Genomic DNA, 19723 nt, shown 5'->3' with positions numbered 1-19723 from the left:
CCATGAAAACCGTCATGAACTGGCAAGAATGGGCATCACACGATGCCACTGCGCTGGCAGAACGGGTGCAGCAAGGTGAGATCAGCGCCGCCGAACTAGCACAGCAGGCGCAGGCCGCCGTCAGCCTGATCAACCCACAAATCGGTTCCGTGGTGGAACTGTTTGATGATGCAATCGCCGCGCCGCAGACCGACGGCACGCGGCTCGATGGCCCGTTTCGCGGCGTGCCGTTTCTGATGAAAGATCTCGGCCCCGGCATAAAAAACCGGCTACAGGAGCAAGGTTCGAAATTTATGCAGGGCAACCGCCCGGCAGAAGATGCGTTTCTCACCACGCAAATCCGCGCCGCCGGGTTGAACATTATTGGCCGCACCACCACCCCGGAGTTTGGCGTTTGCGGCTCGGTGGAAAACCCGGAAGTTTATGTGACCCGTAATCCATGGGACCCGGCCTATACCACTTTCGGATCGTCGGCCGGTTCTTGTGCGTCAGTCGCGGCGGGAATCGTACCGCTGGCGCATGCCACCGACGGCGGCGGCTCGATTCGCATCCCGGCGGGTTCCCACGGGCTGATTGGGTTAAAAAGCTCGCGCGGCGTGTTATCCATCGCTCCGGCGCTTTCCGATATCACCGGGTTTGTTTCCACGCAGGGCTGCGTCAGCCGCAGCGTTCGCGACACGGCGCGGTTTATCGACAGTTGCCGGGGCGGCGCGCCGGGCGAGTTTATGCCCTACTGGGAAAGCAAACAGCCGTACAGCGAGATGATTAAGCACGATCCTGTGCCGCTGCGTATTGCCGTTTCCCACGAGTGGGGCAATTACCGTTCCGATGCTCATTTTGTCAGCGAGCTAGAGCGCACCGCGCGTTTTCTGAAAGAGCTGGGCCACCATGTTGAATGGGTGACGCCGCAGGTTGATTTCGCGCAGGCGTTTGAGGCGCAAACCACCTGCTATATCAGTAATTTTGCGCAGTTTATTCAGCGTCTGCTGGAGAAAAAAGGGCTGAGTTCACCGCCGGAGGCGCTGGTGGAGCCGATCAACATTCGTCTCTGGCAAAAAGGCATTGATATGTCCTACAGCGAACGCTGGAAAATGCAGGATGCCTTTAACACCGTATCGCGCGATTTGGGGCGTTTTTTCCAGCAGTGGGATATGATCCTGACGCCGACATTCTCCAAACCGACGCCGCTGCTGGGCGAGAAAAAATACCTGACGCTGAGCGATAACCCGGACGTGATGGACTGGTTCTACAACCTGTGGGATATCTTTTCTTACACCCCGCTCGCCAGCCTGACCGGCACCGCCGGGATCTCGATCCCGCTCGCCTGGCAGCAGTCCGGCATTCCGCTGGGTATGCATTTTCAAACCCGCCAGGCCAACGATGGTCAGTTGCTACAGCTTGCTGCCCAGCTTGAACGCGCGCTCGGCGGCAGCTTTATCCGCAACAATGTACCGCAGGTGCATGTGAGCCGGTGAATGCGGTCTGGCTGATTGGTGGATCAACACCCTGCCTGATGGCATTACGCTTATCAGGCAGTAGCTTTACCCAATGTCACACCGATCATGATTATTTACTCAACGCTTTGTTTGCGTACTTACGCTTAAACAATTGCAGTAGCCCTTTCACCGTGACATCTAACTGGCTACCCTCTTCATAAATGGCAGGTACAACATAATTGGCGCGTTCCTCTGCTATCAGTTTTTCAACTTTTCCCTGCGTTTTTGCTGTCTTCCATTTATCCTGGTCAAAAACGGCAAGTGAGACACCGCCCTGATAACGCACCATTTTCATGGAGGGAATATCCGTATCGCCATCGCCAAAATAAATCATTCGCTGAAACGGTATCTCTCGCAGTTCAGGCTCGATAAATCTATTTACCGCCTCATTATCCCAGGAGTTATCAATCCCTTTGTTTATCCGAAAAAGAAACTGTGTTTTTGTCGTGTAATTAATCGCCTGAGCAGGCCAGGTCGCTGAAGTGCCATCTGCGGAGTAGTGATATTTACAGGCGAAAATCATGCGAAACTTATCACCAATTTCCGTTCCGCGAATCATCGCATCAAGCCCGCTGGAGATAATGTAATGGTAGAGATCCAGCCCATTGTCAACGGCATATTTGTTAATCCGGTCAAACCAATCAGCAACCCCAGGATAGAGCGGAATGGATTTACCATGTTTTTTGAGATTATGAATGCTTAGTTCATCTGGATTTGTCCGGGCCGCTTTTTCAACCAATAGCCCAAGATAAGAAAGAATTTCATCTCCATCATTTTCTGCTGCGCGCTGCTTTACCTCCTGCCAGAATGCACCAACATTATTGATTCCCAAAGCAGGCATAAGGCCGTGTTGCGCACAATCTCCGTCAGCCAAAGTGCCATCAAAATCATAAACCAATGCACACTTCATAATACGTTCCTTATAAGCCAATGAAAGTATTGTCGACCACAGGATAGCAGCGGTGTATGTGTTTTAATATTCTCGTCGTGGTGCAGATATACCGGAACAAAAAATAACGCCATGCGTGAATACGCATGGCGTCTCTCCGTAATCCAAATCACCGCTAAACGTAGCATTACCGGGTAAAAATTACCGTTTACTCTCCCGCCATTCGCTGATACTGCGCGAAACGCTGCTTCGCATCCTGTTCGGTTTGCTCGAAGAGTTGATCCGCCAGCTCCGGCGCGGTGCGGCCCAGCGAGGCATAACGCACCTCGCCCATCAGGAAGTCGCGGAAACTCTCCTCCGGCTCGTCGGAGTCAAGAATAAACGGATTCTTGCCCTTCGCCATCAGTTGCGGGTTATAGCGCCACAGATGCCAGTAACCGGAGTCCACTGCGCGTTTTGCTTCGCGCATACTGCATCCCATCCCGGCCTTCAGACCGTGGTTGATACAGGCCGCATAAGCAATAACCAGCGACGGGCCTGGCCACGCTTCCGCTTCGGCAATAGCCCGCAGCGTCTGGGCTTTATCCGCGCCCATCGCCACCTGCGCGACATACACATTGCCGTAGCTCACCGCCATCATGCCGAGATCCTTCTTGCGTGTCCGTTTGCCTTCGGCAGCGAACTTGGCAATCGCCGCAACTGGCGTCGATTTCGACGACTGCCCGCCGGTGTTGGAGTACACCTCGGTATCAAACACCAGGATATTCACATCCTCGCCGGAGGCCAGCACATGATCGAGGCCGCCAAAACCGATGTCATACGCCCAACCGTCGCCACCAAAAATCCACTGCGAACGTTTAGCGAAATAGTCGCGGTTCTGGTACATGCGGTTCAGCAGCGGATCATCGCCTTTCTCTTGCGCCAGCAGCGCACTCAGTTGCTCGCCGCGCTCGCGCGTGCCTTCACCTCGATCTTTACTCTCCAGCCACTGGCGCAACGCCTGTTGTAACGCCTCGCTGTGCGGTGCGGTCAGTGCATCCATTGCATCGCTGGCGAGCTGTTCGCGTACCGCACGTCCGCCGAGCATCATCCCCAGACCAAACTCGGCGTTATCTTCGAACAACGAGTTAGCCCACGCCGGGCCTTGCCCTTTATGGTTGGTAGTCCAGGGAATTGACGGCGCGCTGGCCCCCCAGATTGACGAGCACCCCGTGGCGTTGGCGATCATCATGCGATCGCCAAACAACTGCGTCACCAGACGCGCATACGGGGTTTCGCCGCAGCCCGCACAGGCACCGGAAAACTCCAGCAACGGGGTTTCAAACTGGCTGCCTTTGACCGTGGTTTTGTTGAACGGATTGCTTTTTGGCGACAGAGCCAGCGCATAATCCCACACCGGTTGCATCGCTAACTGGCTCTCCAGCGGCTGCATCGGCAGGGCTTTTCCCTTCGCCGGGCAGATATCGGCACAGTTGCCACAGCCGGAACAATCAAGTGGCGAAATGGCCAGATGATAGTCGTAATCTTTCGCCCCCTGCGCCGCTTTGCTCAGCAACGCTACCGGTGCAGCATCGCGCTCTTCCTGACTCAACAGCGCCGGACGAATAGCAGCATGCGGGCAGATAAAGGCGCACTGATTGCACTGGGTACAGCCTTCGGGGTTCCACACCGGCACCTGCAACGCAATGCCACGTTTCTCCCACGCTGCGGTTCCCGTCGGGAATGTCCCGTCCTCCATACCGACAAAAGCGCTGACCGGCAGTTTGTCGCCATTCTGCCGGTTCATCGGCTCGAGGATGTCGCGGATAAAATCCGGCACCATCCGCATCTCTTCCACCGCCTCATCTTCCAGCGTCGCCCAGCGTTCCGGCACCATCACTTCCTGGATGGCTTCCATCCCCAGATCAATGGCGGCATTGTTCATATCCACCACTTTTTGCCCTTTACTGCCGTAGGATTTCTCGACTGCCTGCTTCAGATAGCCGGATGCCGCTTGCGGATCAATAATCCCCGCCAGTTTGAAGAATGCTGACTGCATCAGCATGTTAAAGCGTCCACCCAGCCCCAGCTTACGGGCGATATCTACTGCATTGAGGGTGTAAAAACGGATCCCTTCGCGGGCGATATAGCGCTTCATACTGTTTGGTAAGCGTGCTTCCAGCTCTTCACCAAACCAGGTGCAGTTCAACAGGAATGTGCCGCCGGGGTTCAGCCCCTCCAGCAGATCGTACTTATCGACATAGGATTGCTGCGAGCAGGCGATAAAATCCGCGCGGTGGATCAGGTACGGCGAGGTAATGGGCCGCTCACCAAAACGCAGGTGCGAAACGGTAATGCCGCCGGATTTTTTCGAATCGTAGGCAAAGTAGGCCTGCGCATACATCGGCGTTTTATCGCCGATGATCTTGATGGCGCTCTTGTTGGCGCTGACCGTACCGTCAGAACCCAGCCCCCAGAATTTACAGGCGGTGATCCCCTCGCGGGAAACATGGACATCATGAGAAGGCACCGGCAGCGACGTGTGCGTGACGTCGTCGAAGATCCCCACCGTGAAGCCATCTTTCGGCAGCGGTTTTTTCAGGTTCTCAAACACCGAGACAATATGTCCCGGCAGCACATCTTTACCGCCCAGCGCATAGCGACCGCCGACGATCAGCGGCGCGTTATGCTGGTGATAAAACGCGTTTTTCACATCCAGGCACAGTGGTTCCGCCTGTGCACCCGGCTCTTTGGTGCGATCGAGTACCGCAATACGTTTGACGGTTGGAGGGATTTTGGCGAAGAAGTGCGACAGTGAAAAAGGCCGGAACAGATGCACCGTCACCAGCCCGACCTTTTCACCGCTGTCGATCAGCGCATCCACCACTTCGGAAATGGTGTCGCATACCGAGCCCATCGCCACAATGATGTGATCGGCATCTTCTGCGCCGTAGTAATCAAACAGGTGGTATTCACGACCTGTCAGGCGATAGATTTCCGCCATATAGTTTTCGACGATCTCCGGTAGCGCATCGTAGTAGCGGTTGGCCGCTTCCCGCTCCTGAAAATAGATATCGGGGTTTTGCGCGGTACCACGGATCACCGGATGATCCGGGTTCAGGGCGTTACGCCGGAAGTGGTTCAGCGCGTCGGTATCCAGCAACGGCGCCAGCTTGTCATACTCCAGTACTTCGATTTTCTGGATCTCATGAGAAGTACGAAAACCATCAAAGAAGTTAATAAACGGTACGCGGCCTTTAATGGCGGAGAGGTGTGCTACCGCCGAGAGATCCATCACCTGCTGTACGTTGCTCTCCGCCAGCAATGCACAGCCGCTCTGACGAACCGCCATCACATCCTGATGATCGCCGAAAATATTCAGCGAGTTGGTTGCCAGCGCGCGGGCGCTGACGTGAAACACGCCGGGCAGCAGCTCACCGGCGATTTTGTACAGATTGGGGATCATTAACAGCAGCCCCTGCGAAGCGGTATAGGTGGTGGTCAGCGCCCCGGCCTGCAACGCGCCGTGTACGGCACCAGCCGCACCAGCTTCCGACTGCATCTCCATTAAACGCACCGGCTGGCCAAACAGGTTTTTCTTACCATCAGCCGCCCACTGATCGACGTTTTCCGCCATCGGCGTTGAAGGGGTAATGGGGTAAATCGCGGCGACATCAGTAAAGGCATACGAAATCCACGCCGCTGCCGCGTTGCCATCCATTGTTTTCATCTTTCCGGACATTGCACATTCCTCGACTGTAAGAGGTCATCTCCCTGACGCCGTTGCACAGCCTGTGCCAGCTCATTTATCTCTTTATAAACAAAGCATTAAAGGAAATAACGACAAAACGGTTGCATGAAACAAGACAGCAGACACGACATCCTGTTGAACTGCCGACAAAGTGTCGCACCGCCGTGGGTTGTCTCCAGAGGTATAGAAACGATGTGCGGAATTGTTCTGTTTCGAACAATTGGTAAGGCGATTGTTTACTCTTTGTCTCTACTTTTGCGGCAGAGAAAATACAAAATCATTAAAAATCAATAAATTAAATAAAATAGCACGGCTGGTATGTTCCCTGCACAACAGAATGTGACAAAGCAATTCACACAACCAACAGGAGAAACACCATGACCATGCGTCAATGCGCCATTTACGGCAAAGGTGGTATCGGTAAATCCACCACCACGCAAAACCTGGTCGCCGCGCTGGCGGAGATGGGCAAGAAAGTGATGATCGTCGGCTGCGACCCGAAAGCAGACTCCACCCGTCTGATCCTGCATGCGAAAGCACAGAACACCATTATGGAGATGGCGGCTGAAGTCGGCTCCGTGGAAGACCTGGAACTGGAAGATGTGCTGCAAATCGGCTACGGCGACGTGCGCTGCGCAGAATCCGGCGGCCCGGAGCCAGGCGTTGGCTGTGCTGGTCGCGGGGTGATTACCGCCATCAACTTCCTGGAAGAAGAAGGCGCCTATGTTCCCGACCTCGATTTCGTCTTTTACGACGTGCTGGGCGACGTGGTGTGCGGGGGGTTCGCCATGCCGATTCGCGAAAACAAAGCCCAGGAGATCTACATCGTCTGCTCCGGCGAAATGATGGCGATGTACGCCGCCAACAACATCTCTAAAGGCATCGTGAAATACGCTAAATCCGGCAAGGTGCGCCTTGGCGGGCTGATCTGTAACTCTCGCCAGACCGACCGCGAAGATGAGTTGATCATGGCGCTGGCGGAAAAACTCGGCACCCAGATGATCCACTTCGTTCCGCGCGACAACATTGTGCAGCGCGCTGAAATCCGCCGTATGACGGTGATTGAGTACGATCCGAAATGCAACCAGGCCAACGAATACCGCACGCTGGCGAACAAGATCGTCAACAACACCAAAATGGTCGTGCCAACGCCCATCACCATGGACGAACTGGAAGCGCTGTTGATGGAATTCGGCATTATGGATGTGGAAGACACCAGCATTATCGGTAAAACCGCCGCCGAAGAAAACGCGGCTTGATGCACGCCCGCCAACAGGAAGACGACTATGAGCAATGCAACTGGCGAACGTAATCTGGAGATCATCCAGGAAGTGCTGGAGATCTTTCCGGAAAAAACGCGCAAAGAACGCAGAAAGCACATGATGGTGAGCGACCCGGAGATGGAAAGCGTCGGGAAATGCATCATCTCCAACCGTAAGTCGCAGCCCGGCGTGATGACCGTACGCGGTTGCTCTTACGCCGGTTCTAAAGGGGTGGTATTCGGGCCGATCAAAGATATGGCCCATATCTCCCACGGCCCGGTCGGCTGCGGTCAATACTCCCGCGCCGGGCGACGTAACTACTACACCGGCGTCAGTGGTGTCGATAGTTTCGGTACGCTCAACTTCACCTCCGATTTTCAGGAGCGCGATATCGTGTTTGGCGGCGATAAAAAACTGACCAAACTGATTGAAGAGATGGAGACGCTGTTCCCGCTGACCAAAGGGATCTCCATTCAGTCCGAATGCCCGGTAGGCCTGATTGGCGACGACATTGAAGCCGTCGCTAACGCCAGCCGCAAAGCCATCAATAAACCGGTCATTCCGGTGCGATGCGAAGGCTTTCGCGGCGTTTCCCAGTCACTCGGCCACCACATCGCCAACGACGTGATCCGCGACTGGGTACTGGATAACCGCGAAGGTAAGCCGTTTGAGGCTGGCCCTTATGACGTGGCGATCATCGGTGATTACAACATCGGTGGCGATGCCTGGGCGTCGCGCATTTTGCTCGAAGAGATGGGCCTGCGCGTGGTGGCGCAGTGGTCCGGCGACGGCACGCTGGTTGAGATGGAGAACACGCCGTTCGTCAAACTCAACCTTGTGCACTGCTACCGCTCAATGAACTACATCTCCCGCCATATGGAGGAGAAACACGGTATTCCGTGGATGGAGTACAACTTCTTCGGCCCGACCAAAGTCGCCGAGTCGTTGCGCAAAATCGCCGATATGTTTGATGACACCATTCGCGCCAACGCCGAAGCGGTGATCGCCAAATATCAGGCGCAGAACGACGCCATCATCGCCAAATACCGTCCGCGTCTGGAAGGCCGCAAAGTACTGCTTTATATGGGCGGCTTACGTCCTCGTCATGTGATTGGTGCTTATGAAGATTTGGGGATGGAAATTATCGCTGCGGGTTATGAATTTGCCCATAACGATGACTATGACCGCACCCTGCCGGATCTGAAAGAAGGCACTTTGCTGTTCGATGATGCCAGCAGTTATGAACTGGAAGCCTTTGTCAAAGCGCTGAAGCCGGATCTGATCGGCTCCGGCATTAAAGAAAAGTACATCTTCCAGAAAATGGGGGTGCCATTTCGCCAGATGCACTCCTGGGATTACTCCGGCCCCTATCACGGTTATGACGGCTTTGCCATCTTCGCCCGCGATATGGATATGACGATCAACAACCCCGCGTGGGGCCAGTTGACCGCGCCGTGGCTGAAATCCGCCTGATTTTAATCCTGCTATCCCGTCTGTTCACCGATTTGTGGCGCGGGAGGAGAACACCATGAGCCAAAGTGCTGAGAAAATTCAAAACTGTCATCCGCTGTTTGAACAGGGTGCGTACCAGATGCTGTTTAAAGATAAACGGCAACTGGAAGAGGCCCACGATCCGGCGCGCGTGCAGGAGGTCTTTCAATGGACCACCACGGCAGAGTATGAAGCGCTTAACTTTCAACGCGAAGCGCTGACAATCGATCCGGCCAAAGCCTGCCAGCCGCTGGGCGCGGTACTTTGCGCGCTGGGCTTTGCCAATACGCTGCCGTATGTTCACGGCTCCCAGGGGTGCGTAGCCTATTTCCGCACCTATTTTAACCGTCACTTTAAAGAGCCGATTGCCTGTGTTTCTGACTCGATGACGGAAGATGCGGCAGTATTCGGCGGCAACAACAACCTGAACACCGGGTTGCAGAACGCCAGTGCCCTCTACAAACCGGAAATCATTGCCGTCTCTACCACCTGTATGGCGGAAGTCATCGGCGACGATCTCCAGGCGTTTATTGCTAACGCCAAAAAAGATGGCTTTGTCGACGCGGCAATCCAGGTGCCTTACGCGCACACACCAAGCTTTATCGGCAGTCATATCACCGGCTGGGACAATATGTTTGAGGGCTTCGCCCGTACTTTTACTGCCGATTACAGCGGGCAACCGGGCAAGTTACCGCGTATCAATCTGGTCAGCGGATTTGAAACTTATCTCGGCAATTTCCGCGTACTGAAACGCATGATGGCGCAAATGGAGGTGCCGTGCAGCCTGCTTTCCGATCCCTCCGAAGTGCTGGATACGCCAGCAGACGGGCATTATCACATGTACGCTGGCGGCACGACCCAGCAGGAGATGCGCGAAGCGCCTGACGCTATCGATACCCTGCTGCTGCAACCCTGGCAACTGGTGAAAAGCAAAAAAGTGGTGCAGGAAAGCTGGAACCAACCCGCCACCGAGGTGCAAATCCCGATGGGGCTGGCCGGAACAGATGAACTGCTGATGACAGTAAGCCAGTTAACCGGCAAAGCCATTCCGGATAGCTTAGCGCTGGAACGTGGACGGCTGGTGGATATGATGCTCGACTCCCATACCTGGCTACACGGCAAGAAATTCGGCCTGTTTGGCGACCCGGATTTTGTCATGGGACTGACCCGCTTCCTGCTGGAACTGGGCTGCGAACCGACGGTTATCCTGTGTCATAACGGCAGCAAACGCTGGCAAAAAGCGATGAAGAAAATGCTCGACGCCTCGCCATACGGGAAAGAGAGCGAAGTCTTTATCAACTGCGATCTGTGGCATTTCCGCTCGCTGATGTTTACCCGTCAGCCGGACTTTATGATCGGCAACTCCTACGCCAAGTTTATCCAGCGCGATACGCTGGCGAAGGGTGAGCAGTTTGAAGTGCCGCTGATCCGCCTGGGGTTCCCACTGTTCGATCGCCATCATCTGCACCGCCAGACTACCTGGGGTTACGAGGGGGCCATGAGTATCCTCACCACGCTGGTCAATGCGGTGCTGGAGAAAGTCGACAGAGAGACCATCAAGCTCGGCAAAACTGACTACAGCTTCGATCTTATCCGTTAAACCATCACAGCCCCGCCTTGCGCGGGGCTCAGGGAGGCACTATGCCGGTCGTTACTATTCGCCAGCGCGGCGCGGATCTCTACTGTTATATCGCCAAACAGGATCTGGAAGCGAAAATCCTGGACGTTGAGCACGACTCCCCGGAACGCTGGGGCGGTGCAATTTCTCTTGAGGGTGGTCGCCGCTATTACGTCAATCTGCAACCGGGACGGCCCTCATTTCCCATTAGTCTGCGCGCCACCCGTGACGCCCTGCTATAAGGAGATAAGCCATGTCCGACAACGATACCCTTTTCTGGCGGATGCTGGCGCTGTTCCAGGCGCTGCCGGAACTGCAACCTGCGCAAATAATGGCGTGGCTGACCGGCGACTGTGATGAGGTGCTGACGCCGGAATTGCTGGCCTCGCTGGATCAACGCCATCTGGAGCAGCGCTTTCCTCATGAGGAAGCATTAATGTCCGCCGGTCGCTGGGCGCGGGTGAAAGCGTGCCTGAACGGCGAACTACCCGCCCATTTGCGGGTGAGCAACCACGCGGCGCGCCGCCCGCAGTTGATTGTCGCTTTCTGCTCGCAGGATGGGCTGGCAATCAATGGCCATTTTGGTCAGGGGCGGCTTTTTTTTATTTATGCCTTTGATGACCAGGGCGGCTGGCTGTATGACTTACGCCGCTACGCCGCCAGCCCCGAGGACAAAGAGCCCAACGAGAGCCGCGCGCAACTGCTCAGCGATTGCCATCTGCTGTTTTGCGAAGCCGTTGGCGGCCCCGCCGCTGCCCGCCTGATCCGCCACAATATCCATCCGATGAAAGTTGCCCCCGGCCAGACCATCACCTCGCAATGCGACGCCATCAAAACGCTCCTCAACGGGCAGTTGCCGCCGTGGCTGGCAAAACGCCTTGAGCGCGCCAACCCGCTGGAAGAACGGGTGTTCTGAATCCATCCCCTTCGGGGGATTTTTTTTGCGTGAACATTGCGCCAATTGTCTGCTTTGTTGCAAAACCGACACTTTTTTTCTCTTAAAAATCAATCACTCATTACTGGCTCGCGAATTGCACCTTCTGCTACAACCCAACCAGATGATGAGGTGAAGATGAAGGGGAACGAGATCCTGGCTTTGCTCGATGAACCTGCCTGCGAGCACAACCATAAACAGAAATCCGGCTGTAGCGCGCCGAAACCCGGCGCAACAGCGGGCGGCTGCGCCTTTGACGGTGCGCAGATCACCCTGCTGCCACTCTCCGATGTTGCCCACTTGGTACACGGCCCCATTGGTTGTACCGGTAGCTCATGGGATAACCGGGGCAGTTTCAGCTCTGGCCCGGCGATCAACCGATTGGGTTTTACCACCGACCTGAGCGAACAGGATGTGATCATGGGGCGCGGCGAGCGCCGCCTGTTCCATGCTGTGCGTCATATCGTCAACCGTTACCACCCGGCCGCCGTTTTTATCTATAACACCTGCGTACCCGCGATGGAGGGTGACGATATCGAGGCCGTCTGTCAGGCGGCAGAAACCGCCATCGGCGTACCGGTGATTGCTGTTGATGTCGCCGGTTTTTACGGCAGCAAAAATCTCGGCAACCGGCTGGCCGGTGAAGTAATGGTGAAAAAGGTGATTGGCGGGCGTGAACCCGCGCCGTGGCCGGAAGATACCCCTTTTGCCCCGGCGCACCGACACGATATCGGGCTGATTGGCGAATTCAATATTGCCGGGGAGTTCTGGCACATCCAGCCGCTGCTCGATGAACTGGGTATTCGCGTGCTCGGTAGCCTTTCCGGCGACGGGCGCTTCAGTGAAATCCAGACGCTGCACCGGGCGCAGGTCAATATGCTGGTCTGTTCCAGAGCGCTGATCAACGTTGCCCGCTCGCTGCAACAGCGCTACGGCACGCCGTGGTTTGAAGGCAGTTTTTATGGCGTACGTGCCACTTCTGACGCCCTGCGTCAACTGGCGACGCTGACCGGAGACCGCGATCTGATGCAGCGCACCGAACAGCTCATTGCCCGTGAAGAACAACAAACAGAGCAGGCACTGGCCCCGCTACGCGAGCGCCTGCGCGGGCGCAAAGCGCTGCTCTATACCGGCGGCGTGAAATCCTGGTCAGTGGTCTCAGCACTCCAGGACTTGGGTATGGAAGTGGTGGCGACCGGCACACGCAAATCCACCGAAGAGGATAAACAGCGCATCCGCGAATTGATGGGTGCCGACGCGCTGATGCTTGATGAAGGTAACGCCCGCTCGCTGCTGGACGTGGTTTACCGCTATCAGGCGGACATGATGATCGCCGGGGGACGCAATATGTATACCGCCTACAAGGCGCGTCTGCCGTTCCTCGATATTAATCAGGAGCGCGAGCACGCCTTTGCTGGCTACCGCGGCATTGTCACGCTGGCCGAACAGCTCTGCCTGACTATGGAAAGCCCGGTCTGGTCGCAAACCCATTCCCGCGCCCCGTGGCAATAAGGAGCCCGCAATGGCAGAAATTATCCGCAGTAAAAAACCGCTGGCCGTCAGCCCGGTAAAAAGTGGGCAACCGCTGGGCGCGATTCTGGCAAGTATGGGCTTTGAACAGAGCATTCCACTGGTTCATGGTGCCCAGGGGTGTAGCGCCTTCGCGAAGGTCTTTTTTATTCAGCATTTTCACGACCCGATCCCGCTGCAATCGACAGCAATGGACCCGACATCCACCATTATGGGTGCCGATGAGAACATCTTCACTGCGCTGAATGTGCTGTGCTCACGTAACAACCCGAAAGCGATTGTGCTGCTGAGCACTGGCCTTTCCGAGGCCCAGGGCAGCGATATTTCGCGCGTGGTGCGTCAGTTCCGCGATGAATTTCCGCGCCATAAAGGGGTGGCGCTGCTGACCGTTAACACGCCGGATTTTTATGGCAGCCTGGAAAATGGCTACAGCGCGGTACTGGAGAGCATGGTTGAACAGTGGGTGCCGGAAAAGCCGCAGCCGGGTGTGCGCAATCGCCGCGTGAACTTGCTGCTCAGCCATTTGCTGACGCCGGGCGACGTGGAGCTGCTGCGCAGTTATGTCGAGGCATTTGGCCTGCAACCGGTGATTGTGCCGGATCTCTCCCAGTCGCTGGACGGTCATCTCGCCAGTGGGGATTTCTCGCCGATTACTCAGGGCGGCAGCAGCCTGCGGCTGATTGAGCAGATGGGACAGAGCCTCGGCACTTTCGCCATTGGCGTTTCCCTCTCCCGCGCAGCTCAGTTGCTGGCGCAGCGCAGCCACGCGGAAGTGGTCACGCTGCCGCACCTGATGACCATGAGCCAGTGCGATACGTTTATTCATCAACTGAAACGCCTCTCCGGGCGCGACGTTCCGGCGTGGATCGAGCGCCAGCGCGGGCAGTTGCAGGATGCGATGATCGATTGTCATATGTGGTTGCAGGGCGTACCTGTTGCGCTGGCTGCCGAGGGCGATCTGCTCGCCGCTTGGTGTGATTTCGCCCGCGATATGGGCATGGTTCCCGGCCCGGTGGTGGCACCAGTGAGTCAGAAAGGGTTGCAGGATCTGCCGGTTGAAAAAGTCATCATCGGCGATCTGGAAGATATGCAGGATCTGTTGTGCGAAACGCCTGCATCGCTGCTGGTGTCCAATTCTCACGCCGCTGATTTGGCCGGGCAGTTCGGCATTCCGCTGGTGCGCGCCGGTTTCCCCCTGTTCGACCGCCTGGGCGAATTTCGCCGCGTGCGCCAGGGTTACGCCGGAATGCGCGACACCTTGTTTGAGCTGGCAAACGCGCAGCGCGATCGCCACCATCATCTTGCCGCTTATCACTCCCCGCTGCGTCAGCGTTTTTACGAACCCGCATCTTCGGAAGGTGACTATGCAACATGTTAACCGACAATTCAGCACCATCTGCGACAGCGAATGGTCGATGAGAGTGGCCTTTGCCAGTTCGGATTACCACCATGTCGATCAGCATTTCGGCGCCACGCCGCGGCTGGTGGTGTACGGCGTCAAAGAGGATGACGTTACCCTGCTGCGGGTGGTGGATTTCACGGTACTGCCCGGTCATCAACAGGAGAAGCTGACCAGCCGGATTAGCGCGCTGGAGGATTGCGTGACGCTCTACTGTGTCGCGATCGGTGAGACGGTTTTTCGCCAGCTTTTGCAGGTCGGCGTACGCGCGGTGCGCGTTCCGGCTGATACGCCGATTGTCGGGCTGTTGCAGGAGATCCAACACTACTGGTACGACAAAGAGCAGCGAAGAAGTGAGCGCAGCCGCAATCCCGATCGCTTTGCCCGCCTGCTGCAGGAGGATGAGTGGCAGGAAGAGGATAAGCGCTAATTCCTTTTCTGTGTCAGCTCTGTGACAAAGCCAACATAAAACTGCGACATAGTTCGCAGTTTTATGTCAGACAACAAAATCATCTCATTGAAATATAAAGAATTAACTTTCTGGTACTGCTTTTGCTTCCCCCCTATTACACGCTGTTGATTGACGCGGTGTAATGCGCTCCGGCGCGTTCCGTCATACATACTGGGAGCCAAAAGCATGTGGAATTACTCCGAGAAAGTGAAAGATCATTTTTTTAATCCCCGTAACGCACGGGTGGTGGAAAACGCCAACGCCGTGGGTGATGTGGGATCGTTAAGCTGTGGCGATGCGTTACGGCTGATGCTGCGAGTGGATCCGCAAGATGAAACCATTCTTGAGGCCGGGTTTCAGACCTTTGGCTGCGGCAGTGCGATTGCCTCTTCTTCCGCCTTAACGGAACTGATTATCGGCCGCACACTGGCGCAGGCCGAACAGGTCACCAACCAACAGATTGCCGATTATCTTGACGGTTTACCGCCGCAAAAAATGCACTGCTCAGTCATGGGCCAGGAAGCGCTGCGCGCTGCCATCGCTAACTACCGCGGCGAGACGCTGGAAGATGAGCACGAAGAAGGCGCACTGATTTGTAAGTGCTTTGGCGTGGATGAAGGACAGATTCGCCGCGCGGTGCTGAGCAACGGGCTGACTACGCTGGAAGAGGTGATCAACTACACCAAAGCCGGCGGCGGTTGTACCTCGTGCCATGAAAAAATCGAACTGGCGCTGGCCGATATTCTCGCACAGCACCCGCAGGTCGCCGCGCCGGTTGCGACAACCAAAGATCCGCACTGGCAGGAAGTGGTTGATGCCATTACCGAACTGCGCCCGCATGTTCAGGCCGATGGTGGCGATATGGCGCTGCTCAGTGTGGCAAACCACAAAGTCACGGTCAGTCTCTCCGGCAGTTGTAGCGGCTGCATGATGACCGACATGACGCTCGCCTGGTTACAGCAAAAACTGATGGAACGCACCGGCTGTTATATGGAAGTCGTGGCCGCCGAAGCCGCAGCGTATTAACAGAGAGGGGAAGAACATGAAACAGGTTTATCTGGATAACAACGCCACCACGCGAATCGATCCGATGGTACTGGAAGCGATGATGCCCTTCCTGACCGAGCATTATGGTAACCCGTCTTCGATTCATGATTTCGGCACACCTTCCCGCGCGGCCCTTGAGCGTGCGCACCAGCAGGTTGCCGACCTGCTTGGTGCCGACCATGCCAGCGAGATTATTTTCACCTCCTGTGCCACCGAAGCCACGTCAACGGCGCTGCTCGCCTGTGTTGAACTGATGCCGGAGCGCCGGGAAATTATTACCACAGCGGTGGAACACCCGGCCACGCTTGCCGTTTGCGAACACCTGGAGCGCCAGGGTTATCTGATCCACCGCATTGGCGTTAATGCCGACGGTGCACTGGATATGGCGCAGTACCGCCAGGCGCTAAGCCCGCAGGTAGCGGTGGTCAGTGTGATGTGGGCGAACAACGAAACCGGCGTGCTGTTTCCGGTGATTGAAATGGCGGCCATGGCACAGGAATACGGTGCGCTGTTCCACTGTGATGCCGTGCAGGTGGTCGGAAAAATTCCGCTGGATATTGGCCGTACACAGATCGATATGCTCTCCTGTTCGGCACACAAACTGCACGGGCCGAAAGGCATAGGCTGCCTCTATCTGCGGCGCGGGACACGTTTTCGTCCGCTGCTGCGCGGCGGCCATCAGGAGAGAGGTCGCCGTGCCGGGACAGAAAACATCGCCGGGATTGTCGGCATGGGCGCGGCCTGCGAACTGGCGCAAATCCATCTGCCGGGTGCCTCCTCGCTGGCGCAACTGCGCGATCGACTGGAAAAAGGCCTCATAGCGCAGGTGCCTTCCGTAATGGTGATGGGTGGCAATCAGCCGCGCGTACCGGGCACCACCAATCTGGCGTTTGAGTTTATCGAAGGGGAAGCCATTTTATTGCTGCTGAATCAGATGGGAATTGCGGCGTCGAGTGGTAGCGCCTGTACCTCCGGTTCGCTGGAGCCTTCGCATGTTATGCGGGCGATGAACATTCCTTACACTGCCGCGCACGGTACGATTCGTTTCTCGCTGTCGCGCTATACGCGTGAGAAAGAGATCGACTACGTAATCGACACACTGCCAACGATTATTGCCCGTCTGCGGATGCTCTCGCCCTACTGGCAGGAGGGAAAAACCGTGGTGGCTGATTCGGCATTTGCGCCGTTATACGGCTAAGGCGGCGCGCATGAACGTGCTTATCAACGACACTACCCTGCGCGACGGTGAACAGAGCCCCGGTGTCGCTTTTCTTGCCAGCGAGAAAATCGCCATCGCCGAGGCGTTGTTTGCCGCGGGCATAACCGCGCTCGAAATCGGCACGCCAGCGATGGGCGACGAGGAGCGCCAGCGTATTTTACAGGTACGCCAGCATTTGCCCGCCGCAACGCTGATGTCCTGGTGTCGGATGAACAGCGACGAGATCCGCCAGAGCGCCGATCTTGGTATGGACTGGGTGGATATCTCTCTGCCCGCTTCAGATAAGCTACGCCAGTACAAGCTTCGCGAGCCGCTACCGCAGTTGCTCGATAAACTGGGTACGCTGATTGCGCAAGCGCGGACGCTGGGAATGCAGGTTTGTGTCGGCTGTGAAGATGCCTCGCGCGCCAGCGATCAGACGTTGAACCAGATTGCCGATATCGCCCGCGAGGCGGGAGCGAAACGGCTACGTTTTGCCGACACTCTCGGCCTGCTCGATCCCTTTACCACCACCGTACGCATCCAGGCGCTTGGCGAATACTGGCCGGGTGAAATCGAAATGCACGCGCACAATGATCTGGGGCTGGCGACCGCCAATACGCTGGCGGCAGTACGTGCCGGAGCCACCAGCGTCAACACTACAGTGCTGGGACTGGGCGAACGCGCAGGCAATGCCGCACTGGAAACCGTTGCGCTGAGCCTGAGCCGCTGTCTGCAACGGGATTGTGGCGTTGATTTTACACGCCTGCCGTCTCTGTGCCAGACCGTGGCCAACGCGGCACAGCGGGCGATTGACCCGCAGCAACCACTGGTAGGTTCGCAGGTGTTCACCCATGAATCTGGCGTTCATGTCGCGGCGCTGCTGCGCGATCGCGAAAGCTATCAGGCGATTGATCCGGCGCTGATGGGTCGTGAGTACCGGCTGGTGCTGGGCAAACACTCCGGCCGCCAGGCGGTGGATGGCGTCTTCGCCCGCATGGGATATCACCTCGATACCCTGCAAATCGATCTGCTGCTGCCGGCGATCCGCCGCTTTGCTGAACGCTGGAAACGCACACCAAAAGAGGATGAACTGGTGGCACTCTACGATGCGCTGTGCGGGGAATCTGCACATTTTGCGAGGGGCTGATGATGGAGTGGTTTTATCAAATCCCCGGCGTGGATGAACTCGATAGCGCCGAATCCTTTTTTGAGTTTTTCAGCGTGCCGTATGACCCGCTGGTGCTGCGCCACTGCTGTCTGCCGGTGTTACGGGAGTTTCACCAACGATTGCGGCAAAACGTACCGCTGCGCAATCTGCTTGAAGAGGCACCCCGTGCCCCGTGGCTGCTGGCGCGCAGGTTGCTGACGGAGAGCTATCAGCACTACCTTCCGGAGCAGACCCCATGAGACAAAAATTCGATTTTGGCGAAGAGGTGCGCGTTACCCGCGCCATTCGCAATGACGGCACCATGCGCGGCTTTGCGCGCGGCGACCTGCTGGTTCGTCGCGGCAGTACGGGTTTTGTCCGCGAATGGGGCACGTTTTTGATGGATCAGATTATCTATCAGGTGCATTTTCTTGATGATGATTTAGTGGTTGGCTGCCGCGAGCAGGAACTGCTGCCGCTTTCTGTTCCGTGGCACGCCGGGCAGTTTCAGTATGGCGATCGGGTTGCCTGCCGCCACGCGCTGTCAGTGAATGGCGAAGTGGTAATCGCCGCCGGAGAGCATGGTTGCATCGAAGGAACGGACCAGGGCGAAAGCGGCGATAGTTACACCGTCACGTTTTCCGGGCGCTGGTTCCAGGTACCCGCCAGCGCCATCATCCTGCTGGAGACCGATGTATGACACCGTGGCAACGCTTCGCCCGGCGGCGGCTGGCGATAACGCGCTGGCAGTGCGAACCGGAACACATTCCTGCCGATCAGCAAACTGCTTTCGACGACGCCTTTACCCGCCAGTGCCAACTGGAACAGGCGGTGGTGGAAGTTGCTGTCGGTGAAGCTCTGCCGGATAGCCTACTGCAAAGTGTCGCGACCTCGCTGGCAAGCTGGCTGGATGACGGGCATTTTTCTGCTGGCGAGCGGCAAACGGTGATCCGGCATCATGCCCGTATGGAGTGGCAGTTCGCCGATGTTGCCAGACGCGCCCCGCTGCCGGACGATTTACAGGTGCTGGCGTGGTATCAGCAACATCAGGCGCAGTTTATGCGCCCGCCGCAGCGGCTGACATCTCACCTGTTGCTGACGGTCGATAACGACGATGCCGCAGTGCAGCGCCAGATCCGCCGCTTTCATCAGGACATTAGCGCCTCGCGCCAGGCTTTTGCCCGGCTGTCGCAGCGCTACTCTCACTGCCCCAGCGCACTGGAGGGCGGACGTCTCGGCTGGATAAGCCAAGGGCTGCTCTATCCAGAACTCGACGCCGCACTGTTTGCGCTCGCGGAAAATGGCCTCAGCGCGCCCATCGAAACCCGCCTCGGCTGGCATCTGTTGTGGTGCGAAGCGATCCGTGACGCCGCACCGATGCCGCAGGAAGAAGCGCTGGAAAAAGCGAGACGTTATTTGATTGGTCAACATCAGCAGCAGTACCAGCGACAGTGGCTGGCGGCGTTAACCCGCAGCGTGGTGGCGGGATAATTTCACCGTAATCCTCAACATGCACCGCCGGATGGTG

The 19723-nt window shown here is 56.7% G+C and carries 17 protein-coding genes; 15 read left to right on the top strand and 2 right to left on the bottom strand.

Going from position 1 to position 19723, the window contains the following annotated elements:
- Nucleotides 1-2 precede the first annotated feature (2 nt).
- Nucleotides 3-1475 carry an amidase gene (locus tag GA0061070_RS07800; RefSeq protein ID WP_090135067.1) on the top strand — a complete coding sequence of 491 codons (1473 nt, stop codon included), beginning with the start codon at nt 3-5 and terminating at the stop codon, nt 1473-1475.
- A gap of 91 nt (nt 1476-1566) precedes the next feature.
- On the opposite strand, the gene GA0061070_RS07795 is transcribed toward GA0061070_RS07800, so the two are convergent.
- On the bottom strand, nt 1567-2406 hold the full coding sequence (locus GA0061070_RS07795) for an HAD family hydrolase (protein WP_090135066.1): 840 nt from the start codon (nt 2404-2406) through the stop codon (nt 1567-1569).
- A 187-nt stretch (nt 2407-2593) separates the two neighbouring features.
- Nucleotides 2594-6106 carry a pyruvate:ferredoxin (flavodoxin) oxidoreductase gene (gene nifJ, locus GA0061070_RS07790; protein ID WP_090135064.1) on the bottom strand — a complete coding sequence of 1171 codons (3513 nt, stop codon included), beginning with the start codon at nt 6104-6106 and terminating at the stop codon, nt 2594-2596.
- 386 nt (nt 6107-6492) lie between these two features.
- Here nifJ and nifH point away from each other — a divergent pair, with 386 nt between their 5' ends.
- The 14 genes from nifH (at nt 6493) to nifM (ending at nt 19686) form a co-directional block, all read left to right on the top strand.
- A complete protein-coding gene (gene nifH / locus GA0061070_RS07785; RefSeq protein ID WP_090135063.1) occupies nt 6493-7374 on the top strand; it encodes a nitrogenase iron protein in 882 nt (293 codons plus the stop codon).
- Between the two features lie 27 nt (nt 7375-7401).
- The gene (nifD, locus tag GA0061070_RS07780; protein ID WP_074779463.1) at nt 7402-8850 is read left to right on the top strand and encodes a nitrogenase molybdenum-iron protein alpha chain; all 1449 of its coding nucleotides are present in this window, start codon (nt 7402-7404) and stop codon (nt 8848-8850) included.
- A 55-nt stretch (nt 8851-8905) separates the two neighbouring features.
- Nucleotides 8906-10468: a nitrogenase molybdenum-iron protein subunit beta gene (nifK, locus tag GA0061070_RS07775; RefSeq protein ID WP_090135061.1), complete on the top strand. Its 1563-nt coding sequence runs from the start codon at nt 8906-8908 to the stop codon at nt 10466-10468.
- A gap of 41 nt (nt 10469-10509) precedes the next feature.
- Nucleotides 10510-10728 carry a putative nitrogen fixation protein NifT gene (gene nifT, locus GA0061070_RS07770; RefSeq protein WP_090135060.1) on the top strand — a complete coding sequence of 73 codons (219 nt, stop codon included), beginning with the start codon at nt 10510-10512 and terminating at the stop codon, nt 10726-10728.
- Nucleotides 10729-10739: 11 nt separating this feature from the next.
- A complete protein-coding gene (locus tag GA0061070_RS07765; RefSeq protein WP_090135058.1) occupies nt 10740-11402 on the top strand; it encodes a NifB/NifX family molybdenum-iron cluster-binding protein in 663 nt (220 codons plus the stop codon).
- A 156-nt stretch (nt 11403-11558) separates the two neighbouring features.
- Complete coding sequence (gene nifE / locus GA0061070_RS07760) at nt 11559-12932, top strand: nitrogenase iron-molybdenum cofactor biosynthesis protein NifE (RefSeq protein WP_090135056.1); 1374 nt, start codon at nt 11559-11561, stop codon at nt 12930-12932.
- Between the two features lie 10 nt (nt 12933-12942).
- Nucleotides 12943-14328, top strand: a complete 1386-nt coding sequence (nifN, locus tag GA0061070_RS07755) for a nitrogenase iron-molybdenum cofactor biosynthesis protein NifN (protein WP_090135054.1) — start codon at nt 12943-12945, stop codon at nt 14326-14328.
- Nucleotides 14315-14779 (top strand): NifB/NifX family molybdenum-iron cluster-binding protein, encoded by a 465-nt coding sequence (locus GA0061070_RS07750; protein WP_090135052.1) that lies wholly within the window; start codon nt 14315-14317, stop codon nt 14777-14779. Before nifN ends, GA0061070_RS07750 begins: the two co-directional genes overlap by 14 nt.
- Before the next feature lie 207 nt (nt 14780-14986).
- Nucleotides 14987-15826 (top strand): Fe-S cluster assembly protein NifU, encoded by an 840-nt coding sequence (nifU, locus tag GA0061070_RS07740; RefSeq protein WP_090135048.1) that lies wholly within the window; start codon nt 14987-14989, stop codon nt 15824-15826.
- Nucleotides 15827-15842: 16 nt separating this feature from the next.
- Nucleotides 15843-17045 carry a cysteine desulfurase NifS gene (nifS, locus tag GA0061070_RS07735; protein WP_090135046.1) on the top strand — a complete coding sequence of 401 codons (1203 nt, stop codon included), beginning with the start codon at nt 15843-15845 and terminating at the stop codon, nt 17043-17045.
- 10 nt (nt 17046-17055) lie between these two features.
- Entirely contained in the window at nt 17056-18195 is a 1140-nt protein-coding gene (gene nifV / locus GA0061070_RS07730; RefSeq protein ID WP_090135044.1) for a homocitrate synthase, read from the top strand.
- Complete coding sequence (locus GA0061070_RS07725; protein WP_090135042.1) at nt 18195-18455, top strand: nitrogenase-stabilizing/protective protein NifW; 261 nt, start codon at nt 18195-18197, stop codon at nt 18453-18455. Before nifV ends, GA0061070_RS07725 begins: the two co-directional genes overlap by 1 nt.
- A complete protein-coding gene (locus tag GA0061070_RS07720; protein WP_090135040.1) occupies nt 18452-18895 on the top strand; it encodes a nitrogen fixation protein NifZ in 444 nt (147 codons plus the stop codon). The genes GA0061070_RS07725 and GA0061070_RS07720 overlap by 4 nt, the downstream gene beginning before the upstream one ends.
- Nucleotides 18892-19686 carry a nitrogen fixation protein NifM gene (nifM, locus tag GA0061070_RS07715; RefSeq protein ID WP_090135038.1) on the top strand — a complete coding sequence of 265 codons (795 nt, stop codon included), beginning with the start codon at nt 18892-18894 and terminating at the stop codon, nt 19684-19686. Before GA0061070_RS07720 ends, nifM begins: the two co-directional genes overlap by 4 nt.
- Nucleotides 19687-19723 lie beyond the last annotated feature (37 nt).

Source organism: Kosakonia oryziphila (assembly GCF_900094795.1).
Classification (GTDB): Bacteria; Pseudomonadota; Gammaproteobacteria; order Enterobacterales; family Enterobacteriaceae; genus Kosakonia; species Kosakonia oryziphila.
The sequence above is the reverse complement of the archived record's forward strand: the minus strand, read 5'-3'. Positions and strand labels throughout refer to the sequence as shown.

What these genes read in the sequence shown, in the direction of transcription:
- GA0061070_RS07795 (WP_090135066.1), bottom strand. Translation starts at nt 2,406, where the DNA reads ATGAAGTGTGCATTGGTTTATGATTTTGATGGCACTTTGGCTGACGGA.
- nifJ (WP_090135064.1), bottom strand. Translation starts at nt 6,106, where the DNA reads ATGTCCGGAAAGATGAAAACAATGGATGGCAACGCGGCAGCGGCGTGG.
- GA0061070_RS07725 (WP_090135042.1), top strand. Translation starts at nt 18,195, where the DNA reads ATGATGGAGTGGTTTTATCAAATCCCCGGCGTGGATGAACTCGATAGC.
- GA0061070_RS07765 (WP_090135058.1), top strand. Translation starts at nt 10,740, where the DNA reads ATGTCCGACAACGATACCCTTTTCTGGCGGATGCTGGCGCTGTTCCAG.
- nifK (WP_090135061.1), top strand. Translation starts at nt 8,906, where the DNA reads ATGAGCCAAAGTGCTGAGAAAATTCAAAACTGTCATCCGCTGTTTGAA.
- nifD (WP_074779463.1), top strand. Translation starts at nt 7,402, where the DNA reads ATGAGCAATGCAACTGGCGAACGTAATCTGGAGATCATCCAGGAAGTG.
- nifT (WP_090135060.1), top strand. Translation starts at nt 10,510, where the DNA reads ATGCCGGTCGTTACTATTCGCCAGCGCGGCGCGGATCTCTACTGTTAT.
- GA0061070_RS07750 (WP_090135052.1), top strand. Translation starts at nt 14,315, where the DNA reads ATGCAACATGTTAACCGACAATTCAGCACCATCTGCGACAGCGAATGG.
- GA0061070_RS07800 (WP_090135067.1), top strand. Translation starts at nt 3, where the DNA reads ATGAAAACCGTCATGAACTGGCAAGAATGGGCATCACACGATGCCACT.
- nifN (WP_090135054.1), top strand. Translation starts at nt 12,943, where the DNA reads ATGGCAGAAATTATCCGCAGTAAAAAACCGCTGGCCGTCAGCCCGGTA.
- nifH (WP_090135063.1), top strand. Translation starts at nt 6,493, where the DNA reads ATGACCATGCGTCAATGCGCCATTTACGGCAAAGGTGGTATCGGTAAA.
- nifU (WP_090135048.1), top strand. Translation starts at nt 14,987, where the DNA reads ATGTGGAATTACTCCGAGAAAGTGAAAGATCATTTTTTTAATCCCCGT.
- GA0061070_RS07720 (WP_090135040.1), top strand. Translation starts at nt 18,452, where the DNA reads ATGAGACAAAAATTCGATTTTGGCGAAGAGGTGCGCGTTACCCGCGCC.
- nifE (WP_090135056.1), top strand. Translation starts at nt 11,559, where the DNA reads ATGAAGGGGAACGAGATCCTGGCTTTGCTCGATGAACCTGCCTGCGAG.
- nifM (WP_090135038.1), top strand. Translation starts at nt 18,892, where the DNA reads ATGACACCGTGGCAACGCTTCGCCCGGCGGCGGCTGGCGATAACGCGC.
- nifS (WP_090135046.1), top strand. Translation starts at nt 15,843, where the DNA reads ATGAAACAGGTTTATCTGGATAACAACGCCACCACGCGAATCGATCCG.
- nifV (WP_090135044.1), top strand. Translation starts at nt 17,056, where the DNA reads ATGAACGTGCTTATCAACGACACTACCCTGCGCGACGGTGAACAGAGC.